At 68.1% G+C, this 22484-nt stretch carries 20 protein-coding genes and 1 riboswitch; of the genes, 14 read left to right on the top strand and 6 right to left on the bottom strand.

Annotated features, from left to right (window positions below; translation table 11 throughout):
• Positions 1-19: 19 nt before the first annotated feature.
• Positions 20-631, bottom strand: coding sequence for a cytochrome c oxidase subunit 3 (locus AAFP35_RS23230; protein WP_419224030.1), 612 nt, complete (start codon positions 629-631; stop codon positions 20-22).
• A gap of 136 nt (positions 632-767) precedes the next feature.
• On the opposite strand from AAFP35_RS23230, the gene AAFP35_RS23225 reads away from it, so the two are divergent.
• Both AAFP35_RS23225 and trpD read left to right on the top strand, forming a co-directional pair.
• Positions 768-1397 (top strand): hypothetical protein, encoded by a 630-nt coding sequence (locus tag AAFP35_RS23225; protein WP_419224029.1) that lies wholly within the window; start codon positions 768-770, stop codon positions 1395-1397.
• Between the two features lie 59 nt (positions 1398-1456).
• On the top strand, positions 1457-2524 hold the full coding sequence (gene trpD, locus AAFP35_RS23220) for an anthranilate phosphoribosyltransferase (RefSeq protein ID WP_419224028.1): 1068 nt from the start codon (positions 1457-1459) through the stop codon (positions 2522-2524).
• A gap of 19 nt (positions 2525-2543) precedes the next feature.
• On the opposite strand, the gene AAFP35_RS23215 is transcribed toward trpD, so the two are convergent.
• Positions 2544-2822: an Lrp/AsnC family transcriptional regulator gene (locus AAFP35_RS23215; RefSeq protein ID WP_419224027.1), complete on the bottom strand. Its 279-nt coding sequence runs from the start codon at positions 2820-2822 to the stop codon at positions 2544-2546.
• A 50-nt stretch (positions 2823-2872) separates the two neighbouring features.
• Positions 2873-4645, bottom strand: coding sequence for a DEDD exonuclease domain-containing protein (locus AAFP35_RS23210; RefSeq protein WP_419224026.1), 1773 nt, complete (start codon positions 4643-4645; stop codon positions 2873-2875).
• A 583-nt stretch (positions 4646-5228) separates the two neighbouring features.
• A riboswitch (cyclic di-AMP (ydaO/yuaA leader) is annotated at positions 5229-5408 on the top strand.
• Between the two features lie 14 nt (positions 5409-5422).
• On the opposite strand from AAFP35_RS23210, the gene AAFP35_RS23205 reads away from it, so the two are divergent.
• The 4 genes from AAFP35_RS23205 (at position 5423) to AAFP35_RS23190 (ending at position 10021) form a co-directional block, all read left to right on the top strand.
• Positions 5423-6142: a C40 family peptidase gene (locus tag AAFP35_RS23205; protein ID WP_419224025.1), complete on the top strand. Its 720-nt coding sequence runs from the start codon at positions 5423-5425 to the stop codon at positions 6140-6142.
• 211 nt (positions 6143-6353) lie between these two features.
• Positions 6354-7361, top strand: a complete 1008-nt coding sequence (locus AAFP35_RS23200; RefSeq protein WP_419224096.1) for an NlpC/P60 family protein — start codon at positions 6354-6356, stop codon at positions 7359-7361.
• Between the two features lie 9 nt (positions 7362-7370).
• Entirely contained in the window at positions 7371-8903 is a 1533-nt protein-coding gene (locus AAFP35_RS23195; RefSeq protein ID WP_419224024.1) for a hypothetical protein, read from the top strand.
• Positions 8903-10021 (top strand): glycosyltransferase family 4 protein, encoded by a 1119-nt coding sequence (locus tag AAFP35_RS23190; RefSeq protein ID WP_419224023.1) that lies wholly within the window; start codon positions 8903-8905, stop codon positions 10019-10021. The genes AAFP35_RS23195 and AAFP35_RS23190 overlap by 1 nt, the downstream gene beginning before the upstream one ends.
• A gap of 32 nt (positions 10022-10053) precedes the next feature.
• Here the strand turns inward: AAFP35_RS23190 and AAFP35_RS23185 are convergent, their stop codons facing one another.
• Positions 10054-11856 (bottom strand): AMP-dependent synthetase/ligase, encoded by a 1803-nt coding sequence (locus AAFP35_RS23185; RefSeq protein ID WP_419224022.1) that lies wholly within the window; start codon positions 11854-11856, stop codon positions 10054-10056.
• Between the two features lie 106 nt (positions 11857-11962).
• On the opposite strand from AAFP35_RS23185, the gene AAFP35_RS23180 reads away from it, so the two are divergent.
• The 6 genes from AAFP35_RS23180 to AAFP35_RS23155 all read left to right on the top strand — a co-directional run bounded on the left by AAFP35_RS23180 (position 11963) and on the right by AAFP35_RS23155 (position 16364).
• Entirely contained in the window at positions 11963-12448 is a 486-nt protein-coding gene (locus tag AAFP35_RS23180) for a hypothetical protein (RefSeq protein WP_419224095.1), read from the top strand.
• Positions 12448-12885 (top strand): SRPBCC family protein, encoded by a 438-nt coding sequence (locus tag AAFP35_RS23175; protein WP_419224021.1) that lies wholly within the window; start codon positions 12448-12450, stop codon positions 12883-12885. Before AAFP35_RS23180 ends, AAFP35_RS23175 begins: the two co-directional genes overlap by 1 nt.
• Positions 12886-12905: 20 nt before the next feature.
• Positions 12906-14141: an ArsA-related P-loop ATPase gene (locus AAFP35_RS23170; RefSeq protein WP_419224020.1), complete on the top strand. Its 1236-nt coding sequence runs from the start codon at positions 12906-12908 to the stop codon at positions 14139-14141.
• A gap of 70 nt (positions 14142-14211) precedes the next feature.
• On the top strand, positions 14212-14589 hold the full coding sequence (locus AAFP35_RS23165; protein ID WP_419224019.1) for a hypothetical protein: 378 nt from the start codon (positions 14212-14214) through the stop codon (positions 14587-14589).
• Positions 14589-15566, top strand: coding sequence for an ROK family protein (locus tag AAFP35_RS23160; protein ID WP_419224018.1), 978 nt, complete (start codon positions 14589-14591; stop codon positions 15564-15566). Before AAFP35_RS23165 ends, AAFP35_RS23160 begins: the two co-directional genes overlap by 1 nt.
• 93 nt (positions 15567-15659) lie before the next feature.
• Positions 15660-16364 carry a lysophospholipid acyltransferase family protein gene (locus tag AAFP35_RS23155; RefSeq protein ID WP_419224017.1) on the top strand — a complete coding sequence of 235 codons (705 nt, stop codon included), beginning with the start codon at positions 15660-15662 and terminating at the stop codon, positions 16362-16364.
• Between the two features lie 13 nt (positions 16365-16377).
• On the opposite strand, the gene AAFP35_RS23150 is transcribed toward AAFP35_RS23155, so the two are convergent.
• On the bottom strand, positions 16378-17730 hold the full coding sequence (locus tag AAFP35_RS23150) for a glycosyltransferase 87 family protein (RefSeq protein ID WP_419224016.1): 1353 nt from the start codon (positions 17728-17730) through the stop codon (positions 16378-16380).
• A gap of 45 nt (positions 17731-17775) precedes the next feature.
• On the opposite strand from AAFP35_RS23150, the gene AAFP35_RS23145 reads away from it, so the two are divergent.
• A complete protein-coding gene (locus tag AAFP35_RS23145; RefSeq protein WP_419224015.1) occupies positions 17776-18273 on the top strand; it encodes a polyadenylate-specific 3'-exoribonuclease AS in 498 nt (165 codons plus the stop codon).
• Positions 18274-18278: 5 nt separating this feature from the next.
• Entirely contained in the window at positions 18279-19682 is a 1404-nt protein-coding gene (locus tag AAFP35_RS23140) for a class II 3-deoxy-7-phosphoheptulonate synthase (RefSeq protein WP_419224094.1), read from the top strand.
• Positions 19683-20254: 572 nt separating this feature from the next.
• On the opposite strand, the gene AAFP35_RS23135 is transcribed toward AAFP35_RS23140, so the two are convergent.
• Entirely contained in the window at positions 20255-21511 is a 1257-nt protein-coding gene (locus AAFP35_RS23135; RefSeq protein WP_419224014.1) for an HNH endonuclease, read from the bottom strand.
• Positions 21512-22484 lie beyond the last annotated feature (973 nt).

Below are 22484 nucleotides of genomic sequence, written 5' to 3'. Positions count from 1 at the left end.
GGAGCTCCCGCGCGGGGCGCTACCTGATGAAGTAGATGGTGACGAAGAGACCGATCCACACGATGTCGACGAAGTGCCAGTAGTACGACACCACGATCGCAGCCGTGGCCTGAGCCGGCGTGAATTTCGAGAGCTTGGTGCGGATCAACAGGAAGATGAAGGCGACCAGACCGCCGATGACGTGAAGGCCGTGGAAGCCGGTGGCCATGTAGAACACCGAGCCGTAGGCGCTCGACGACAGCGTCGTGCCCTCGTGGACCAGGTGGTAGTACTCGTAGGCCTGACCGCAGACGAAGAAGGCGCCCATCAGGAACGTCAGCACATACCACCGACGCAACCCGAAGACATCGCCACGCTCGGCCGCGAACACACCCATCTGGCACGTCACCGACGAGAGGATGAGGACCGTCGTCACCGGGATCGCGAGCCCGAGGTTCAACTCGGTCGGCTCGGGTGGCCATCCGATCGCGGAGTTGGCCCGCGCGACGAAATACATCGCGAACAGTCCAGCGAAGAACATGAGCTCACTGGACAGCCACACGATCGTGCCGACGCTGACCATGTTGGGCCGGTTCAGCGAGTGCACGCGCGAGGTGATGGCTGTTCCTGAGGTACCTACAGCGCTAGTCACAAAGTGAAGTATGACGGTTCGTAGTAAGGGCTGACCACTTGGGTCACCAAATTGGTCGAAGTATTTGTCCCGACGCAGGTCCCGGCACCCGGAATGCCCTTGTCGGCGTGTCCGGCGGGCGTGGTTTCCTGGATCGGTGAGCGACGATCCGAACACCGGCGGACGGGGCCGCGACGTCAACGGCCGCCCGATCGAACCGGGACGTTGGAGACGTCTGCGCGATCGGTTGTCCGGCGGTGGCACGGAAGCGGTGCTCGAGGTGGGCGAGCCGGGACTGATCGTCGTGGCCGCCTGCGACGACGACGCGGTGGCGAGTTCCACGGTGCTCGACGGTGCGGACTGGCGACCGGAGGACGAAGTGGTGGTGCGTCACCTCTTGCGACTGCCGGTGGCACGGGTGGCCGACGCGGTCGCGATGGCGGGCCTCGACGGGTACGTGCGATACGAGGGCGCAGACATCGTTGACAGTGCCGACACCGAGGGAAGGGCCGACACCGAGGGAAGGGCCGACACCGAGGGAAGGGCCGACACCGAGGGAAGGGCCGACACCGAGGGAAGGGCCGACACCGAGGGAAGGGCCGACACCGAGGGAAGGGCCGACACCGACGACAGTGCCGACACCGTCACCGTCGTGTTGGCGCGGGTGCAGCGGCTCGATGCGCTGCATCTGTCCCAGGAACGCTCCCGCATGGCCAGCCTCGGGTCGCGGCATGGTGGGATCGCCGTCGGATGGCAGGTACTGCAGCGTCCGTCACCCGCCCGATGACCGATCGGATGCGCGACCGGTAGGGGACGTGTGCCACCGCGCCCACTACTGTTTTCACGGTGAACACCACGCATTCCTCGTATACCTGGCCGCAGATCCTGGGTCGTGTCACCGACCGCATCGACCTGACCGCCGAGGAAGCGGCGTGGGCGATGAACGAGATCATGAGCGACGCGGCCACCGGAGCGCAGATCGCCGCCTTCGGTGTCGGGGTCAAGATGAAGGGTGCGGCACCCGCGGAACTGCGTGGTCTGGCGTCGGCGATGCTCGATCACTCCGTGCCGGTGGAGGTGTCACGCCCGGCGGTCGACGTCGTCGGCACCGGCGGCGACCGTTCGCACACGGTCAACATCTCGACGATGACCTCGATCGTCATCGCGGCTGCCGGTATCCCGGTGGTCAAGCACGGCAACCGTGCGGCCTCGTCGAAGAGCGGTGGCGCCGATGTGCTGGAGGCGTTGGGCGTCAACATCACCCTCGGTCCCACCGAGGTCGCCCGCTGCGTCGAGGAACTGGGGATCGGATTCTGTTTCGCACCGGTGTTCCATCCGGCGTTCCGGTTCACCGGTCCGCCGCGCAGTCAGATCGGCATCCCGACCGTCTTCAACGTGCTCGGGCCGTTGACCAACCCGGCGCGGCCCTCGACCGGACTGATCGGCTGCGCGTTCCCGGAGCTCGCGCCGGTGCTCGCTCAGGCGTTCGCCGACCGCGGATCGTCGGTGCTCGTGGTCCGCGGCGACGACGGGCTCGATGAGCTCACCACCACCACGACGTCGAGCGTCTGGCAGGTCGTCGATGGCGACGTGCACGAACTGTCCCTCGACCCGGTGGATCTGGGCATCGCACGGGTGGAGCTGTCCGCGCTGCAGGGCGGTGACGCGGTCGCCAACGCGGCCATCGCGCGGGATCTGTTCGCCGGCACTCAGGGGCCGGTGCGCGACGCCGTGCTGCTGAACGCGGCCGGTGCCGTCGTGGCCCACGAACAGCGTGCGGCGATGACCTCCGCCGAGCTCGCCGACGCGATGCGTGCCGCGATCGCCCGGGTCGCCGCGGTGATCGACGACGGTGGGGCCACCCGCCTGCTCGACCGTTGGGCGGCGTTGAGCACCGAGTTGGCTGCAGACTGAGCGGCCCGGACGGCGCGCGTCACTCCTCGCCGATGGAGAACCCGCCCTCGACGTCGGAGCTCGAGTAGCTCCGGAAGGCGATGTGGGTGGCGGTGTGGCGCACCCCGGGCAGTCGATTGATCTTGTCGGTCACCACGTCGGCGATCTGTTCGTGATCGCGCACCTTGATCTTGGCGATCAGATCCACGTCCCCGGCGCACGAGTACACCTCGATGACTCCCGGGACGTCGGCGACGGCCTGCGCGGTCTCGGGGATCTGGTTCACGTCGGCTTGGATCAGGACGATGGCGGTGATCATGAGGGACACAGTAGTGGTCGGCGCAGGGCGATCCGGGCCGACGGCGAAGCTCAGCCCGCCCGGCGTGGCGCCTCGCGTGCCGCGTGCGCGGTCTGCGACCAGGCCAGCCGTCGTTCGGCACACCCTGCGGGCAGGCCCAATGGTTCGGTGGTCGAGACGATGCGTGCGCCGGGCTCGGTGATCCAGCGGTACAGCAATGCCGCCTCCTCGGCCGGAGCGCCGAGCAGCGGGCCCGGGCCGGCGACGACGGTCTCGGCGGCCGCGGACAGGCCGGCCACCACCGGCATGGGGGACACCCCCCGTCGTGCGACGCCTGCGCTGGCCAGTCGTCCGTGGCGGATGACGGCGAGCTCCCACCCCCGGGCCTGGTCGGGGCGGGCGACGACGAGTTCGGCGATGCCGCACAGCGCCGCCAGGCGTTGACAGCGGGCGAGCGTGTCGATCGTCGTCGACACCCGGTCGCGTTGCCGCGCAGCGCTTTCGAACATCTGTGCGTCGGCGAGTCGGGTCAGCCGGTCGGTCATCACGTCGAGCAGGTCGTCGTGGGCGCCGATCATGAGGTCGCGGACGGCGGTCACCCTGGGCAGGTAGTCGGGGAGGGTGAGCGGGCGGTCGGAGGCGGCGTGACAGCCGCCGATCCGTGGGCCGCCGGCCGCCTCGGATTTACACCAGTGGTGCGTCGCGGACCCCAGACGCGTTGTGCAACTGCGCAATCCGGAGGCCTGAGCGATCATGTCGGCGATGGTGGTGGCCGTCGTCCGGTTGCCGATCGGCCCGAGGGCGTCGTCCGACGGGGTGCGCGACACCTTGAGCCGGGGGAACCGCTCGCCGGTCAGCACCACCCACCAGCCGCGGTGCGGCTGGGTCGACCGCCGGTTGTAGGCGGGACGATGCGCGGCGAGCAGGCGCAGTTCGCGGACGCCTGCCTCGAGGCCGTGTGCGCACTCGACGTGATCGACCCGGGTCGCGAGGTTCACCATCTCGCCGATCCGGCGCCGCGGGTCGCTGCCGGTGAAGTACGAGAGCACGCGACGGCGGAGATCGACGGCGGTCCCCACGTAGAGGACCTCGTCGGAGGGGCCGCGAAAGAGATACACGCCGGGACGGGCGGGCAGGTCGCGTGCCATCGACCGCTTGGCACGCAACCGCGGATTCCCGCGCGGCAGGTAGGCGGTGAGTTCGCGCAGGGTGCCCACCCCTTGATTGCCCACCCGCTCGAGGAGTCGGTGGAACACCTCGACGGTCGCGCGCGCGTCGTCGAGCGCCCGGTGGGTGGGACGGGTGCTCACGTCGAACAGATCGGCGAGCGCGGACAGCCGCACCGACGGGGCCTCGTCGCGGCTCAGGATGCGACGAGCCATGGTCACCGTGCACAGGCTCGTGGTGAACGGCCAGTCGATACCCAGCCGCATCGCGTTCTGGCGGAGGAAGCCCATGTCGAAACGGGCGTTGTGCGCCACCAGGATCGACCCGCGGGCGAACTCCACGAAGGAGTGCAGTACCTCCCCGATCCGGGGTGCGTCACTGACCATCAGCTCCGTGATGCCGGTCAGCGTGACGATCTGGGGCGGGATCGGACATCCCGGATCGACCAGGGTGGCGAACTCGCCGAGTATCTCGCCGCCACGGATCTTGACCGCACCGATCTCGGTGATCCGGTCCTCGGTGGGGCTGCCGCCGGTGGTCTCGAGGTCGACGACCACCAGCGTGGTGTCGAACAGGGAGCGATCGGTGAAGTCGTCTCCCGCGGACTCCAGGTCGGCGAAGGTGAGCTGACCGTCCGCAGTGGGCGCGGGGCCGGTCGAAGTCGTCAGTGGAGCCACGTGGCGAACATTAGTTCGATGGTGCGACAGATTCTGGTGTGACAGGCGGGAAACCTGTTGTCGGGCGCTGTGCGGGCCGGCCTTGTCGGTGGTCCTCCCTAGGGTTCTTCTCGTGTACACGCGGCGGCCGCGGTCGGTGACGACACGCCGCCGGAGAACCCACCGGACACGATTGAGATGGAGATCACACATGTACATCGACTGCCAGAGCTGCCCGGGCCGGCCCGCCGCCTGTGACGGCTGCGTGATGCAGGTCCTGTTCGACGCCCCGAACTGGGCAAACCCGGGTGTCGAAGGTGGAGGAGAGGTCACGGTCACGACCCGGGTGGCCGATGCCGAAATCGATGCGGCCATCGATGTATTCGCCAGTGCTGCAATGGTCTCCAGGACCTCTGCAGTATCTGCAAGAAATGGGAAAACATCAGGTCACCGGGCAGATCGGGACCGCGGTTTGCGAATTCTGCGAGCTGGCTGAGCCGACGGGCGTCGAGGCCTGCGGCGGCGTCGGTAGACAGACCCGCATCTGATTTCGTAACCTTTCCGAGACCTTTGCAGAGCGTCCCGCTCCAACAGGAGTGGTCTGGGGGGGTCACCGCTCAATCGCCCAGCTGGGCGAACCGGGGAACCATCATTTTCGGGGGCAATTCCGAATTGGGGTGAGTCGCGCGTGCGCGCCGACGTTTACGTCGTCGTGCGTGTGTGTAGGGCCATTCTTCCGGCCCGAACCCGACAGCTAACCCGGTCGGCGGTCGAGGGAGAGCAAGGAGAAGTGGCTTCGTGGCCAAACATCGTTTGGAACAACCCAATCGCGGCACCAAGGTTGCCAAGCGTGCGGTGATCGCTGGGTCGATTACGGTCGGCTCGCTCGCTGCTGCTGCAGGCCCGGCGCTCGCTGCGCCGGTGCATGTGCCGAATGTGGGTACGTTCGAGCTGCCCGGGGTCGACACCAAACAGATCCCGCAGCAGTTCCAGGAGAAGAAGGCGGCACCGGCGCCCAAGAGTGCACCGGCCGCCGAGAGCACACCGGCTGCCAAGTCGCCGGGCGCCAACGTGAAGATCCCGAATCTGGGCACCTTCACCGTTCCCGGCCTGAACCAGGACCAGATCCCGGATCAGTTCAAGCCGAACGGCGGCGGCGCGATCTTCGGTCGTCAGACCGTCGCGCAGAAGGCAGTCCGCAACGCGGAGAGCAAGATCGGTTCGCCGTACTCCTACGGAGCTGCAGGCCCGAACGCCTTCGACTGCTCGGGACTCGTCTACTGGTCCTACAAGCAGGCGGGCAAGACCATCCCTCGCGACAGCTACGGCCAGCTCGGCGGTGGCCGCGCGGTGTCCATGCAGGACGCCCAGCCCGGCGACGTGCTGATCTTCAACGGCGGCGGACACGCAGGCCTGTACCTGGGCAACGGGAAGTTCGTCCACGCCTCGACCTACGGTGTGCCGGTCAAGCGGGACAACGTGAGCAACTGGCAGGTCACCGGTATCCGTCGCTACTGAGTGACGACACCGATGCGCATACGAGTGTGAGGTACGGGCGGACCACGTGACCGACGTGGTCCGCCCGAACCGCTTCGTCGAAAGTGACCATCCGCGGGGGAGGACCGCTCACGTCGGCAGGCGACGGGTTGGCGGTGGAGGAGAAGTGACAATCGTGGTTTCCGGATCTTCGATCGCGCGGCGATCGGTTCCCATCTTGTTCGTGACCGCGATGATGACGTTGGTCGTGGCGATCGGGCAGTTCGGGGCAGCAGGGGGCGCCCCGCAGGCATCGGCCGCTCCGGTGCGTTCGGCCGACCAGTTGCTCGGCCAGTACAAGAAGCTGAGCGACGACGCCGAGAAATCGGCCGAAGCGATGCACAACGCGCAGATCGAGTACGACAAGCAGCGACGCATCGTGGCCACCGCCAAGAAGGCATCGTCCGACGCCGATCGGACGCTGGTCACCACGCAACAGCGTCTCGACAGCTATCAGGGGCGGGTGGACTCCGTGGTCCGTGCCAGCTACAAGGGCGCCCGGGTCAACCGTCTCTACGCGGTGTTGGTTAGTGACTCCCCGCAGTCGCTGCTGGACCAGATGTCGGGCCTCGAACTGATCTCGCGTCAAGCCGCGACCGATCTCAAGGGGCTCAAGGAGGCGCGTCGAAAGACGCAGGCCGCCAAGGACTCTGCCGACAAGACCGCCACCGAGGCCACCACCGCCGTCGCGGCCGCAGAGAAGACCCGCGGGCAGCTCCAGGCAAAGCAGGCCAATCTGCAGTTGCAGGCCGTCCAGATCCGTGCGGTCTACGAATCGATGACCGGTAAGCAGCTCGCCGCCCTGCGTGGGCCCAAGTTCGATTTCGATCCGCGCTTCATCCCCAAGGGGACCTCACCCGAACTGGTTGCGGTGCAGGCTGCGCTCACCCGGATCGGTGACCCGTACGTGTGGGGAGCCACCGGACCGAACTCCTTCGACTGTTCGGGTCTGATGGTGTGGGCCTACCAGCAGGCCGGTAAGACTCTGCCTCGGTCCAGTGAGGCGCAGAACGGTTCCGGGCAGTCCGTGGACCGGGGCGATCTGAAGCCCGGCGACCTGATCATCTATTACCCGGACGCCCATCACGTCGGGATGTACGTCGGCGACGGGTATGTCATCCACGCCTCGACCTTCGGCGTGCCGGTCAAGGTGGTGCCGATCGACGAGGCCGGTCCGTTCAGCGCGGCACGACGGTACTGAGCCGCTCGCGTGCCGTGTCGTGCCGGGTGGGTGCGTGGCACCCTCGCCGCCGGATGTCTGACCCTCGGGTTGGTGCTCACCGCGGCGTGTTCGCAACCCGACGTGTCGTCGGGTGCGTCGTCGACCACGAGTAGTGCCACGACGACCCCGGCGAACGTCTACGAGGAGCAGCGGTCGGCCGGTGTGCGGACCACGCTCGCCGAGCTCGGTGAGGCCATCACGGCCGGTGACCGCGACCGTGTCCACGAACTGATCGACCCGGCTGCGTCACCGGAATTCCGCCGTCGACTCGACGTCGCGGTCGCCAATCTCGCTCGACGTGGCGCGATCACCGACACCTCGTCTGCCGACACGTCGTCTGCCGACACTTCTGCTGCCGACCCGACTACCGACACCACCGACTCGGCGGCTTCGCCGCCGCCCGGTCGCTCGCGGCCGGGCGGGTCCTCATCGGAGACGACGGCGCCCGCGCCGCCCCGCGGCACGGTGCTGCGGTTGAAAGAACTGCGCTACGAGCCCGCCCCCACCGAGGAGGCCGAGACGCTGGTCCCCGCGGAGCTGCAGACGCAGTTGGACGGGCAGGGGAGCTCGGACTCCTGGGTGGCGCCCATCGAACTGCACTATGCGCTCGGCGGTTCGTCCACGCCCGGCATCGACGAGCCGGAGGTCGTCGTCGACACGCAATTCGTCATGGCGCGCTACGGAGATTCGTGGAAGGTCGTCGGGGATGCCTCGGCGATCGACGGGACCGGTGCACCGACACAGTTGTGGGAACTGCCCGGCCTCGCCGCCGACGACGTCCGGACGGCAGGCGGGACGTCGGTGATCGCCTCGTACCCGGGTACGGCCGCGCTCGTCGATCGCGTGCGTCGACTGCTGCCGGCCGCGGTGGATCGGGTGAGTGCGTTCTGGGGGGACGACTGGCCGCGCCGTGCGGTCGTGGTCGCCACCGACACACCAAAGGGATTCGGCGACCTGGCCCAGAGCGCATCGGACATCTCTGCGGCAGCTGCGGCGACCACCTTCACCCGCATCGACACCGAGGCGGGCGAGGCGATCGGGCAGCGCGTCGTGCTGACGCCGAGTGCCGCGCAACTGCCCGAACCCGCGCTGGCCGTGGTGTTGCGCCACGAGCTCACGCACGTGGCCGCGCGGGTGAAGACGTCGCCCGGTGCGCCGCTGTGGATCACCGAGGGCGTTCCGGAGTACGTGGGCCGCAAGGGCACATACACTCGCCTACAGGATGCGGCACCGGATCTCGCCTCGGCGGTCCGGTCCGGCGATCGGCCCACCGCACTACCCACCGACCGAGATTTCGCGATCGACGCGCAGCAGTCGCAGGTCGCCTACCAGTCGGCGTGGTCGGTGGCCGCGTTCGTGGCCGACCGATTCGGTGAGGAGAAGCTGACGAAGCTCTACATGGGGGTTGCCGGGACCGACGACATCCGGCGCCAGGACGTGGCGATCTCCGGTGTGCTCGGGATGTCGCGGGCCGACCTCGTGGCGGCCTGGGGTCGCTGGCTGAGCGCGCAGGTCCGGTGATGCACCGAACCCTGTTGATCACCAACGACTTCCCGCCGCGCCCCGGCGGAATCCAGTCGTACCTGCAGAATCTCGTCGACCTGCTGCCGCCCGAGGAGGTGGTGGTGTACGCACCCCGGTGGCGCGGCCATGAGGAGTTCGACGCGCGGGTGCCCTACACCGTGGTGCGGCATCCGACCACGTTGATGCTGCCCACCCCGTTTGTCGCCCGGCGAGCCGCGAAGATCATTCGCACCCACGGGATCTCGACGGTGTGGTTCGGTGCTGCCGCACCGCTGGCGGTACTCGCGCCCGCGGTCCGCCGGGCCGGCGCGCATCGTGTCATCGCCAGCACGCACGGCCACGAGGTCGGCTGGTCGATGTTGCCGGTGGCACGTCAGGTACTGCGGTTCATCGGCAACCACGTCGACGTCATCACCTTTGTCAGTCGCTACACCCGGGGACGGTTCGCGTCGGCCTTCGGCAGGCATGCCGCGCTGGAGTACCTGCCCCCGGGCGTCGACACCGACCGATTCGCCCCGGATCCGGCGGCGCGAGAACGTCTTCGGCAGCAGCTGGGGCTGGCCGACCGGCCAACGGTGCTCTGTCTGTCGCGTCTGGTGCCGCGCAAGGGGCAGGACACGCTGATCCGTGCGCTGCCGCTGATCCGGCGCGAGATCGGCGATGTCGCACTCGTCATCGTCGGGGGTGGACCCTACGCGGAGACGTTGCACGAACTGGCAGATCGCACCGGCATGGCCGACCACGTCGTGTTCACCGGATCGGTGCCGTCGGCGGAGTTGCCCGCCTACCACGGCATCGCCGACGTCTTCGCGATGCCGGCACGTACCCGTGGGCGCGGTCTGGACGTCGAGGGGCTGGGGATCGTCTACCTCGAGGCGTCGTCGACCGGGGTCCCGGTGGTCGCGGGGGACTCCGGCGGTGCCCCGGAGACCGTCGTCGAAGGCGTGACCGGGACAGTCGTCGACGGACGTGACGTCGATGCGGTCGCCCTGGCCATCACCGCGATCCTCGCCGATCGAGGCGAGGCCGCGCGGATGGGAGCCCAAGGCCGCGAACAGATCCTGGAGCACTGGCAGTGGCGCACCATCGCGGCACGGCTGCGCCAGTTGCTCTGAGGCGCGGCCGCGCCGGTCGAACGGCAGGCGGACTACTTGGCGTAGATGGCGCTGATGTCGTCGGTGAACTTGTCGAGCACCACGTTCCGCTTGACCTTGAGGGTCGGCGTCATCTCACCGGTCTCCTCGGTGAAATCGTCGGGCAGGATGCGGAACTTCTTGATCGCCTCGGCATGTGACACGGTCTTGTTGGCGTCGTCGACCGCCGACTGGACCTCGGCGCGCAGGTCGGGGTCGGTCGCCAGGTCGGCGACCGTCGCGTCGGCAGGCTTGCCGGTGCGCTCCTTCCACGCCGGGAATGCTTCCGGGTCGATGGTGATCAGGGCGGCGATGAACGGCTTGGCGTCGCCGATGACCAGCGCCTGTGAGACGAGTGCGTGCGCGCGGATCACATCCTCCAGACCGGCGGGGGAGACGTTCTTGCCGCCCGCGGTGACGATGAGCTCCTTCTTCCGGCCGGTGATGGTGAGGAAGCCGTCGGCGTCGAGCTTGCCGAGGTCACCGGTGTGGAACCATCCGTCGGTCAGCGCGGTGGCGGTGGCGTCCGGGTTGCGCCAGTACCCGCCGAACACGACACCCCCGGACAGCAGTACCTCGCCGTCCTCGGCGATGCGGACCTTGTTGCCGGCCAAGGGTTTTCCGACGGTTCCCACTCGGCTCTCGCCGGGCGTGTTGACGCTGAAGGCTGCGGTCGTCTCGGTCAGGCCGTAGCCCTCGTAGACCGGGATGCCGATGCCGCTGAAGAAGTGGCCCAGTCGCGCGCCCAGCGGCGCGCCGCCGGAGATCGCCAATTCACACTGACCGCCGAGCGCGGCCCGCAGTTTGCCGTAGACGAGTTTGTCGAAGACCGCGTGCTTCGCCTTGAGGACCAGCCCCACCGAGCCGCGTTCGGTCGCCTGGGAGAACTCGATCGCGGTGTCTGCCGCGGCGTCGAAGATCTTGCCCTTGCCGCCATCGTGCGCCTGCTGGCGCGCGGTGTTGTAGACCTTCTCGAACACACGCGGCACGGACAGGATCAGGGAGGGACGGAAGGCGGCGAACTCCGGTACCAGGTTGCGGGTGTCGGCGAAATGGCCGACCTCGACACCGGCCTCGATGGCCACCAGGGTGATGGCGCGGGCCAGCACGTGGGCGAGTGGGAGGAACATCAGCATGCGCTTGCCCGGCCCGAGCAACGTGCTCATGTTGCCCTCGAGTACCCCGCGCACCTCCGAGAGCATGTTGGCGTGGGTCAGCTCGCAGCCCTTGGGGCGTCCGGTGGTGCCCGACGTGTAGATCAGGGTGGCCGGGTCGGCGGCGCCGAGGGTGTCGCGACGCTTGGCGATCTCGTCGTCGGCCACGTCGGCACCGGCCGCGGTGAGCTGTTCGACGGCTCCCGTGCCGCCGGCAGGGGCGTCGATCTGGAGGACCTGCACCTGATCGAGTCCGGCGATGCCGTCGAAGATCTTCCGATGCCCGTCGTCCTCGAGGATGATCGCGCTGGCCCCGGAGTCCTTCATGATCCATTCGATCTGCGGGCCCGACGACGAGTCGTAGATCGGCACCGTGATGGCGCCCGCCGACCAGATGGCGAAGTCGAGGAGATTCCACTCCAACCGCGTCCGCGAGAGCAGCGCCACCCGATCGCCGGGCGCGATGCCCTGGGCGATCAGCCCCTTGGCGAGGGCGGTGACGGTCGCGGCGGCCTCCGAGGCTGGCACCGGGGCCCAGTCGGAGCCTTGCTTGCGCCGGAAGACGACCTTGTCGGGTTGTCTGTCGGCGATGTCGAAAATGATGTCGGTGCAGTTCGCGTTCTCGGGGATACTGAAGTGTGCGGGAACACTGAACTCGCTCATCGGGGCACCTTTCGCATGTCAGGACTCGGTGTCAATCGTATCTCCGCGGCCGGGCCGTCCGGTGGGCGCGTCCGGTGAGGTCCCTATCACCTGTTCGCCGGAGTATGTGAAGCTATTGGGCGTGACGAGCATTCAGGTGGCCGACGAGACCTTCGTCGCCGCCGCACCGTCGTCGGCCGCCGAGGTGGTCGGGGACCGGGCCAACTGGCGGCGCTGGTGGCCCGATCTGGATCTCACGGTGACCGAGGACCGGGGGGAGCAGGGGGTTCGGTGGCGCGTCGAGGGGCCGGTGGCAGGCACCATGGAGATCTGGTGTGAGGCGGTGATGGACGGGTTCGTCCTGCACTACTTCCTGCACGCGGAGCCGACGGTGGCGCTGCCCACCGCACCGCGCGCACGCGCGGATCGACTCGCCGATGCGAACCGTGAGCGCCGTGTCGGGGGCAAGGTGATGTCGTTCGAGGTGAAGGACCGCCTGGAATCGGGTCGTATCGTCGGTGGACCCGCGATCGGTGACCCGGCCACCACAGACCCGGCGACCACAGACCCGGCCGCCGACGATGCGGTGACCGCGAACCGGGCGGTGGGCTGATGGCCGACCACACCGAACAGTCGATCGTCATCAACGCGGACGCCCGCGATGTGATGGCGGTGATCGCCGACTTCGAGCACTATCCGGACTGGGTCGGCGCGGCGCGCGAGGTCGAGGTGACCGCGCAGGGCGCCGACGGACGGCCGAGCGAGGTCCGTTTCGTCCTCGACGCCGGTGTCCTGCAGGACACCTATGTGCTGTCCTACACCTGGAGTCCGGACGGCAACGCCGTGTCCTGGCGCCTGGTGAGCAGTGATCTGCAGCGTGACCAGCGCGGCCGGTATGTGCTCTCGCAGCAGGCCGAGGGGTCGACCAAGGTGACCTACGAGCTGATGGTCGACCTGTTGGTGCCGATGATCGGCCAGTTGAAACGTCGTGCCGAGAAGGCGATCACCGAGGCCGCCCTCAACGACCTGAAGAAGAGGGTCGAAGGCTGATCGATCTCACGCCCCTCCACGTGGTCATCGGGCCGGGCGGTGCCGGGGTCTCGGTGACCGCGGCCGCCGCGGCGCTCGGCCCCACCGGTCGGCGACGCGAGCGCGGCACGGCGGCGTCGACGTCGGGTGCGTCGAGAATGGGTGCGCCCGATCGCGACACGCTCTTGATCACCGTCGACCGGCACTCGCCGAGCGCCGACCTGCTCGGCGTGTATCACCTGCCCGGCGAACCGGTCGCCGTCTCCGACCGGCTGCACCTGCTGGCTCTGGATCGACTTGCCCTGCTCGAGGACACGTGGTCGGAGTTCACCTCCGTGTTGTCGGAGACGATGCGTCGCTCCCGGATCACGCTGCCCGGCCTCGGTGCCCTCGCCGACATCGACGCCGGTGAGATCGCGACCCTGCCCGGTGTCGAGGACTTCCTGGTGTTGCGGCGGATCCGCGACGAGGCGGTGAGCGGGCAGTGGCGGCGCATCGTCGTGGACGGCTCCGGGCTCGGTGACCCGTTCGAGTTCCTGCGTGCGTCCTCGGTGCTGAGTCAGACGTTGGATCGGCTGTGGCCCAGGCATCGTCGTCTCGCGGCCGCCGCGGAACGGCCGGTGATGGCACAACTGACCGCGGCCGTCGACGCGATCGACGGCGACTGCCGCGACATCACCGAACTCGTCACCGATCCGCACAGTGTCGCCGTCCACCTCGTGGTCGGTGCCGACGACCGAGGCGAGCGTCTCCTGCCACACTTTCTGGCCACCGCCGACCTGATGGGTCTGGCCCTGCGCTCGGTGGTCGTCAACCACGGGGTCGCCGACGGCCGCTCCGACGAGGACCGCGGCACGCGACTGCGCGCGGCGGTACGCTCCGACGGCGCCGACGTGGAGATCGCCGAGATCCGTTGCGTCGACGATCGGATCGACCGCGCGGCTCGGCTGCGCAGACTCGGTGTGGCACTGCCGTCGCCGAATGGCGTGGCCCGCGGGTCCGGGGCAGCGGATGTGCACGAGGTGACCGACAGCCAGGTGCTCGATGGGCCCGGCCCGGTCTATCGACTCTCCTGGCGCCAGCGTCTGCCCGAGCCGGACGGGTTGCGCCTCGGTCGGTCGGGTGACGACCTGCTGGTCACGGTCGGCGGTTTTCGTCATCCGGTCCGGCTACCGTCGGTTCTGCGCCGCTGTGTGGTCACCGACGCGACCTTCGACGGTGCCGAATTGGCCGTCACCTTCGAGCCCGATCCGGCATTGTGGCCCAAGGGGCGCTGAGCGCCGGGACCGCGCCGCGGCGACGACCGTCACGTACACTACTGCCGAGCCGGACAGGAGAGCTGCCCAGATGACCTCGGACGACACCAGCGGTGCCAGTGACCGCGCAAGGACCGGCCACGACCATGGGGCAGGCGCCGATCCGATCCGGGACTTCCTGCTCGGTGTGGCCGGCCAGATCGACCAACTCGCGGCGATGTTCGCCGCGCCCGCACCTCGCACCGCGGCGGCGTCGGGCCCCGACCTCTCCGGTGAGATCACCTCGTTGCTCACCGAGATCGGTGATCTGCTCGCACGGCTGATCGCCGCGCTGATCGCCGTCCTCGAGGCCATCGCCAAGGCGTTGCGCTCCACCCCTAGCACGGCACCGGGCGGCGCGGCGCGCTACCAGCCGATCGCGGTCCGCATCCGCACCGACGACCACGCCGACCACGGGGACCAGATCTGATGGGGGACTTGGCGATCGGTATCGACATCGGCGGCACCAGCGTGCGTGCGTCGGTGGTCGACGATCACGGTGCCATGCTCGACACCCTGCGTGCGGCGACGCCGCCCACCGCGACGGCCCTCGAGCACTGCCTCGATCGACTGGTCGGCGAATTGACCTCGCGATGGGCCGCGAAGGCCGTCGGGCTGGCCATCGCCGGATTTCTCACCCCGGACCGGCAGGTCATCAGATTCGCGCCGCATCTGCCGTGGCGCGAGGCGCGTGTGGCGCAGGACATGACACGCCGGATCGGTGTCCCGGTGTTCCTCGAACACGACGCCAATGCCGCCGCGGTGGCCGAGCATCGGTTCGGTGCCGCCGCCCGGGGCCGCAACTCGTTGGTCCTCGCGATCGGCACCGGCATCGGCGCGGGCCTCCTCCTCGACGGCGAGATCTACCGGGGGAGCTTCGGGGTCGCGCCCGAACTCGGCCACCTGACGGTCGTCCCGGACGGACGTGCATGCTCTTGCGGCAAACTCGGGTGCTGGGAAAGGTACTGCAGCGGAACGGCTCTGGTCGACACCGTGATCGAGTTGCTGGCCGACGGGGACTGGGGGCGCAGTCAACTGGCCGCCGACGTGGCCGCCGACCCCGGGTCGTTGACCGGCCGTCGCGTCGCGGGTGCGGCGGCCGACGGCGACGCCGTCGCGCTTGCCGCTTTTGCGCAGTTCGCCGCGTCGCTCGGGCAGGGGCTCGCGATGGTCGCCGACATCTTCGACCCCGACCTGATCGTGCTCGCCGGAGGTGTCGGTGCCGCGTCCGGGCTGTTCCTCGACGAGGCCCGAGAGCATTACGCCCGCTTGGTGACCGGCGCGGGACATCGCCAACTCGCCCGCATCCGGGGTACCCAGCTCGGCGAGAGCGCCGGTGTCGTCGGCGCGGCAGAGGTTGCGCGCCAAGGCATCAGCGCGACCGCCGGCGATCCAGTCGGCAGCTGACGCGGACGACCTGCGCAGCTGAACCTGAGGATGTGTATGGTTTCTGCGAGTAAGGTCTGAGGCGGTGGCGATCGACGAGGTGCGGAGTCTTCGATGTGGTACTACGCGTTCAAATATGTGTTCCTGGGACCGATTCTCCGACTTCTCGGCCGGCCCAAGATCGAAGGCCTCGAGAATCTTCCCGCGCACGGGCCCGCAATCCTCGCGAGCAACCACCTCGCGGTCATGGACAGCTTCTATCTGCCGTTGATGGTCCCGCGGCGGATCTACTTCCTCGCCAAGAGCGAGTACTTCACCGGTACCGGTCTCAAGGGCGCATTCCAGAAATGGTTCTTCACCGCGGTCGGCCAGATCCCCATCGACCGTTCCGGGGCGGAGGCCGCCGCGGGCGCGCTGAGCGCCGCGCGTCGTCAGCTCGAGGCGGGTGAACTGATGGGTATGTACCCGGAGGGCACCCGTTCCCCCGACGGCCGTCTGTTCAAGGGCAAGACCGGCCTCGCGCGGGTTGCCCTCGATACCGGTGTGCCGGTGCTCCCGGTGGCGATGATCAACACCGACAAGCTGAATCCGCCCGGGTCGATCATCCCGCGGCCCGCGCGCATCGTCGTCAAGATCGGCAAACCGCTGAACTTCGCCCGCTACGAGGGCATGCAGGGCAACCGTTTCATCGAGCGGTCGATCACCGACGAGATCATGTACGAGCTCATGCAGCTCTCCGGTCAGCAGTACGTCGACATCTACGCGGCGTCGCTGAAGAACCAGGAGCCCGCGGAGCAGGCGCCGCCGTCGGCGGCCTGAAGACGGCCGCGCCTCAGAGGGTGCGGGCGTCGGCGAGCATCGGCGTCTTCTGCTCCGACGACGTGCCGGTGTTTTCCGGGGGTAGGAGCCACACCACCACGAGGACGCCGAGTCCCCAGAGCGTGTAGGCGTTGCCGAGCAGGTGATCGATCACCGACCAGTGCCGCACCACTGGGGACAGGAACTGGAACGGCCCGAAGGCGAAGACGACCACCCCGGCCACCGCGATGGTCGTGTAGGCGGCCCGGACCCGTCGGTCGACGGTCCGAGCGGCGATCACGGTGGCGGTCAGGATCAACGGGACCGCCCACACCCAGTGATGAGCCCACGATGTCGGGGACACCAGCAGCCCCCACACCGCGATCACACAGGTCGTCAGAACCGCCGCGACCCGGGCCGACGGGTCGCCGTCGCCGGTGCCCGACAGTGAGGCGAAGGCGATGACCGGCCGGCACGAGCGCACGGCGACGACGGCGAGCGCGGACACCGCCAGCGCGCTGGTCACCCACAACAGTTGCTGCGCGGTCTCCGAATGCGGCACCAGTCGAATCCACATCGCGTTGAGGTTCTGGTTGATGCGGCCGGCCGGGTCACCGATCCGGGTGGTGTGGAACAGCGTGTGCGTCCAGTAGCCGAGCGAATCCGACGGTAACCAGATCCATGCGAGGGCACCGGCACCGACGAAGGTCGCGACGGTGACGAGCGCGGCCCGCCATTGTCGGGCACCGAGGAACACGGTGACGAACACCATGGGCGTCAGCTTGACCGCCGCGGCGAGGCCGGTGAGCAGACCGCGCACCGGGGCGGCGATCGCGGTGCGGCCCCGACCGATCACGAAGACGTCGACCACGATCATCGCCATCAGGATGATGTTCACCTGACCGAACCCCAGGGTCATCCACAGCGGATTGAGCCACAGCGCGCCGGCACCGATCAACAGCGCGAGCCACCACCGGTTCGCCGACGTACCGACCGACAGCACGGTCAGCACGATGTGCAGGATCACCACGGTGAGGACGACGCTGACGATCGAGATGATCGCGCCGGCCAGACCGAGACCGAGCGCACCGAGGGGGACGAAGCCGAGCGCGGCGAACGGCGGATAGGTGAACGGGAGCCAGATCCCGTCGCTGGTGAACGGCATGGAGCCGTCGGCGTAGAGGCTTTGTCCCTGCTGCCAGATCTGCGCACCGAGGCGATAGACGTCCAGGTCGATGCGGGTACGGGTGCCGAAACTCGAGGTGAAGGGGATGCCGACGATCTGCAGTGTGGCCGAGACCGCCATGATCGCGGAGATGGTCAGACGTGCGCGTCCCGACGGTCTCCATCGGTGCAGCCTGCGGTCGGCCGCGGCGAGGTAAGTCATGGTCTCGGCGATTCCTGCCCACGTGGTGTGTGAATACTGGTGGCCATGCGGTTCTTCTACGACTCGGAGTTTATCGAGGACGGCACCACCATCGATCTCATCTCTATAGGTGTCGTCGCCGAGGACGGACGTGAATTCTACGCGGTGTCCACCGAGTTCGATCCGCGACGGGCCGGTGACTGGGTGCGGACCCACGTGTTGCCCAAGCTGCCGTCGCCGTCGTCCTCGGCATATCGCGACCGTAGGCGGATCCGTGAGGATCTGCTCGCCTTCCTCACCGAGGTCGACGACGAGGTCGAGCTGTGGGCATGGGTGGGGGCCTACGACCACGTCGTGCTGTGTCAGCTGTGGGGGCCGATGACGGCGTTGCCGCGGGCGATGCCGCGGTTCACCCGTGAGTTGCGCCAGCACTGGGAGGCGGCGGGTAAGCCCGCGCTGCCGCCGTCGCCGCGTGACGCCCACGACGCCCTGACCGATGCCCGGCACAACTGGCGTCGCTGGCAGGCGATCGAAGCAGCTCGGCCCGGCTTGGATACCCTGTAACCGTGGTGACCAACTGGACCGTAGACGTTCCGATCGAGGAGCTCCCGGAACTGCCGCCGCTCCCCGGCGACCTGCAGGCGCGCTTCGACGACGCGCTGGCACGCCCGGCGCTGCAGCAGCCGAGCTGGCCGGCCCTCGAGGCACGCAAGATGCGGACGGTGCTCGAGAGTGTGCCGCCGATCTGCATGCCCGTCGAGGTCGAGAAGCTGTCGGCGCAGCTGGCCGAGGTCGCGCAGGGGCGGGCGTTTCTGCTCCAGGGCGGTGACTGTGCCGAGACCTTCGCCGCGAACACCGAACCGCACATCAAGGGCAACATCCGGACCCTGCTGCAGATGGCGGTGGTGCTGACCTACGGCGCCAGCCTCCCGGTGGTCAAAGTGGCCCGGATCGCAGGCCAGTACGCCAAACCCCGCTCATCGGACACCGACGCCCTCGGACTGCCCTCGTACCGGGGCGACATGGTCAACGGATTCCCGGCCGACGAGACCACGCGTGCACACGATCCGTCGCGTCTGGTGCGCGCCTACGCCAATGCCGCGGCAGCGATGAATCTCGTTCGTGCCCTGACCGGTTCGGAGGCCGACCTGCGTCGGGTGCACCTGTGGAACCGAGAGTTCGTGCGGACCTCGCCCGCCGGTGCCCGCTACGAGGCACTGGCGTCGGAGATCGACCGCGGCCTGCGTTTCATGGACGCCTGCGGCGTCACCGACTCGAACCTCGACTCGGCATCGATCTTCGCCTCCCACGAGGCGCTGGTCCTCGACTACGAGCGTGCGATGCTGCGACTGGCCGACGACCCGCGCGCCGAGGCGGGGTCGGGTGACAAGGTCCTCTACGACCTGTCCGCGCACTTCCTCTGGATCGGGGAGCGGACGCGTCAGCTCGACGGTGCGCACATCGCGATGGCCGAACTGATCAACAATCCGATCGGCGTCAAGATCGGTCCCACCACGACGCCCGAGCAGGCCGTCGAATACGTGGAACGCCTTGACCCGCACAATCGTCCGGGTCGACTGACCCTGGTGGCGCGGATGGGCAACAACAAGGTCCGCGAGGTGCTGCCGGCGATCGTCTCCGCCGTCGAGGCGACCGGCCACAAGGTGATCTGGCAGTCCGACCCGATGCACGGCAACACCCACGAGGCGTCGACCGGGTACAAGACACGCCACTTCGATCGCATCGTCGACGAGGTACAGGGCTTCTTCGAGGTCCACCACTCGCTCGGCACCCACCCGGGTGGTGTGCACATCGAGCTGACCGGCGAGGACGTCACCGAATGCCTCGGTGGCGCGCAGGACATCTCGGATCTCGATCTGTCCGGCCGCTACGAGACGGCCTGCGACCCGCGACTGAACACCCAGCAGTCGCTGGAACTCGCGTTCCTCGTCGCGGAGATGCTGCGCGGCTAGGGTGTCTGACACCGTGCGGGTCCAGGCGATCGCGGCATCGAGGGCCCTCGCAGCTCGGTAGGTGGCCGGATCGGCGTTCGGCAGCGTTGCGGCCGTGGTGGTCGGGTCGGATCGAACGTTGGTCGCCGCCGGCCGTGAGAATCGCGTCCGAGTACGTCGGGACCCGCGACAATCCCCTCGCTACGTGCGAGCATTCCGGCCTGTCGGCAGGTGGTTTTCGGGCGTCGCGGTATGGCCGCCGTTCGGGTGCCCGCCGTGTCGCTGGTCGGCGGGCACCCGAACGGGGTTTCCCATTTGTCGCTGTGGAGTTTTCAAGGGTCGTGCACGTCCCGGGGCTGTCCTGGGTCGTTGGTTGAGGTGTTGGTGGGAGTTGTGGTGGGTCAGCCTGTTTCGGCTCTGTGGATGTGCTCGGTATCGAGTCCGTGCCCGGGATTTCCCGCCCACCGCCCGCCGCCGATCGAGTAGCCCGCGAGGCGCCAGCCGAGCGAGCGTATCGAGATCAACCCCCTGACTGTGCTTTCACTGCGGGCGGTGGCCGCAGGGACCGGGGCAGGCTGGCGCTCAGTGGGGGGTCAGGCGGCCAGTGTCATGGTGCGTCTGTTGTAGGCCGGTAGCGGTGTGCGTGTCGGATCGAGCTCGGCGGGTGGGATCAGCCAGGGGTGTCGGTCGGCGCCCATGATGATCTCCCATCCGGAGGCGTGGATTTGGGCGTGGCAGGCGGTGCACAACAGGCAGCCGTTGTCGATGACGGTGGCGCCTCCGTGTGACCAGTAGATGATGTGATGGCACTGGGTGAATCCGGCGGCGGCTCCGCATTTCACGCAGCAGTGGTCACGCACGATCAGTGCTTTGCGTTGTTGCGCGGTGAACAACCTCGCTGCGTTGCTCACGCCGAGGGGTGCGCCGTGTTCGTCGAGGTCGAATATGGTGACGGCGGAATCACACGCCACCAGATGGGCGGTGGTCTGCGAGACCGGTCCCAACCATTCCAACGACGCGCGGTCCGGGTGGTCTGCGGGCACGGTCAGACTGACCTGTGTTTTCGGGGCGACCACCATGTCGGCGTCACCGCTGCGAGTGGCTTTGGCCGCGGCGTCGAGGATCATGTCCGACGCGTCAGCGCGACGTTGCCCGGCCGATCGAGTGTCGGGTGAGCCATCGGGTTCGGGCCGCTTGTGTGCGAGGGATTCGACCGCGGAGACGAGTTTTTCGCCGGTGACGATGTCGAGGTTGGCGAACACTTCCAACCGGCCATCGGCGGTCGGGGTGGTCGACAGCTCGTTGATCGAGCGGTCTTCGGCCGCCGGTACCCCACCCTCATCCTCGGCGATCTGATTGCCTCGCGCGCGCGCCACCGCCAACACCTCACGCGGGGTGGCACCGGAGAAGGCTTGGGCGATCAACGCCAGTTCGTGTTCGATCACCGACCCAGCCGATAGTGGTTCGGGTGCCCGTTGGTCGATGTGGGCCATCCCCCGCACCAATGCGTCGACGTGTTCGCCGGAGAACACCCCGTCCGCAGAATAAGCGGCCACCCGTTCCAACCGGCCGAGAGCCGTCCCGATGCGTAGCCACCGGTCGGCGACCGCCGGAGCAGCGCCCATCTCGATCAACAGGCTGCGGGTGCGACCGCCGGAACGCTGCGCCACCCCCAATCTGTCCATCGCCGCCACATGCACCGCCAACTGATGATCAACGAGGTTACGCACGTCCATCAATGTCTTCGTGGTGTCGAAGACCTGGCGACCGGACGCATCAGCGTCGATCGTCACCTCACGCAGCAGGGGTATCAGGGTGTCCAACGGCATGACTCGATTGTAGTCGAACATGCGTTCGCCGGGAAGAGTTTATCCACAGGTATCTTATTGTGCAGCAACATCTTTCACCACCACAGTCGTCACCTAATTGCCATTGTAAAGGCACCCTCCGACAAGTTCGGGATGGTGAGTCCTGTTGTTGCACAGGGGAGGCCCCGTATCCGCTGATCGAGTAGCATCCGAGCGCGCTGAGGTGTCCCTGAGTCCGCTGATCGAGTAGCGTCCGAGCGCTAGCGAGGCCGCGTATCGAGATCTGGTGCGAGAATGCAGGTCTCGATACGGTGCCTCGACTGGCGCCTCGGCGCCTACTCGACCGGCAAGTGGGGCGGCTCGGCGCCTATTCGGCCGGCGGTGGAGTCAGCCCCGTATGCGCTGATCGAGTGGCGTCCGAGCGCTAGCGAGGCCGCGTATCGAGATCTGGTGCCGGAGCGTTGGTCTCGATACGGTGCCTCGGCTGGCGCCTCGGCGCCTACTCGACCGGCAAGTGGGGCGCCTCGGCGCCTACTCGACCGGCGGTGGAGTCAGCCCCGTATGCGCTGATCGAGTAGCGTCCGAGCGCTAGCGAGGCCGCGTGTCGAGATCTGGTGCCGGAACGCAGGTCTCGATACGGTGCCTCGGCTGGCGCCTCGGCTCCTACTCGACCAGCAACTGCGGCGGCTCGGCGCCTATTCGGCCGGCGGTGGAGTCAGCCCCGTATGCGCTGATCGAGTGGCGTCCGAGCGCTAGCGAGGCCGCGTATCGAGATCTGGTGCCGGAGCGTTGGTCTCGATACGGTGCCTCGGCTGGCGCCTCGGCGCCTACTCGACCGGCAACTGGGGCACCCCAGCCCCTACTCGACCAGCGGAGGAATCAGCCCCGCGTCCGCTGATCGAGTAGCGTCCGAGCGCAGCGAGGCCGCGTATCGAGAACTGGTGCCAGAACATTGGTCTCGATACGGTGCCTCGGCTGGCGCCTCGGCTCCTACTCGACCGGCAAGTGGGGCGCC

It is taken from the genome of Gordonia sp. CPCC 206044, assembly GCF_048537895.1.
Classification (GTDB): domain Bacteria; phylum Actinomycetota; class Actinomycetes; order Mycobacteriales; family Mycobacteriaceae; genus Gordonia.
This window is presented reverse-complemented; position numbering and strand designations above follow the sequence as displayed.

What these genes read in the sequence shown, in the direction of transcription:
- AAFP35_RS23215 (WP_419224027.1), bottom strand. Translation starts at nt 2,822, where the DNA reads ATGATCACCGCCATCGTCCTGATCCAAGCCGACGTGAACCAGATCCCC.
- AAFP35_RS23200 (WP_419224096.1), top strand. Translation starts at nt 6,354, where the DNA reads ATGATGACGTTGGTCGTGGCGATCGGGCAGTTCGGGGCAGCAGGGGGC.
- AAFP35_RS23190 (WP_419224023.1), top strand. Translation starts at nt 8,903, where the DNA reads ATGCACCGAACCCTGTTGATCACCAACGACTTCCCGCCGCGCCCCGGC.
- AAFP35_RS23185 (WP_419224022.1), bottom strand. Translation starts at nt 11,856, where the DNA reads ATGAGCGAGTTCAGTGTTCCCGCACACTTCAGTATCCCCGAGAACGCG.
- AAFP35_RS23175 (WP_419224021.1), top strand. Translation starts at nt 12,448, where the DNA reads ATGGCCGACCACACCGAACAGTCGATCGTCATCAACGCGGACGCCCGC.
- AAFP35_RS23165 (WP_419224019.1), top strand. Translation starts at nt 14,212, where the DNA reads ATGACCTCGGACGACACCAGCGGTGCCAGTGACCGCGCAAGGACCGGC.
- AAFP35_RS23160 (WP_419224018.1), top strand. Translation starts at nt 14,589, where the DNA reads ATGGGGGACTTGGCGATCGGTATCGACATCGGCGGCACCAGCGTGCGT.
- AAFP35_RS23155 (WP_419224017.1), top strand. Translation starts at nt 15,660, where the DNA reads ATGTGGTACTACGCGTTCAAATATGTGTTCCTGGGACCGATTCTCCGA.
- AAFP35_RS23150 (WP_419224016.1), bottom strand. Translation starts at nt 17,730, where the DNA reads ATGACTTACCTCGCCGCGGCCGACCGCAGGCTGCACCGATGGAGACCG.
- AAFP35_RS23145 (WP_419224015.1), top strand. Translation starts at nt 17,776, where the DNA reads ATGCGGTTCTTCTACGACTCGGAGTTTATCGAGGACGGCACCACCATC.
- AAFP35_RS23135 (WP_419224014.1), bottom strand. Translation starts at nt 21,511, where the DNA reads ATGTTCGACTACAATCGAGTCATGCCGTTGGACACCCTGATACCCCTG.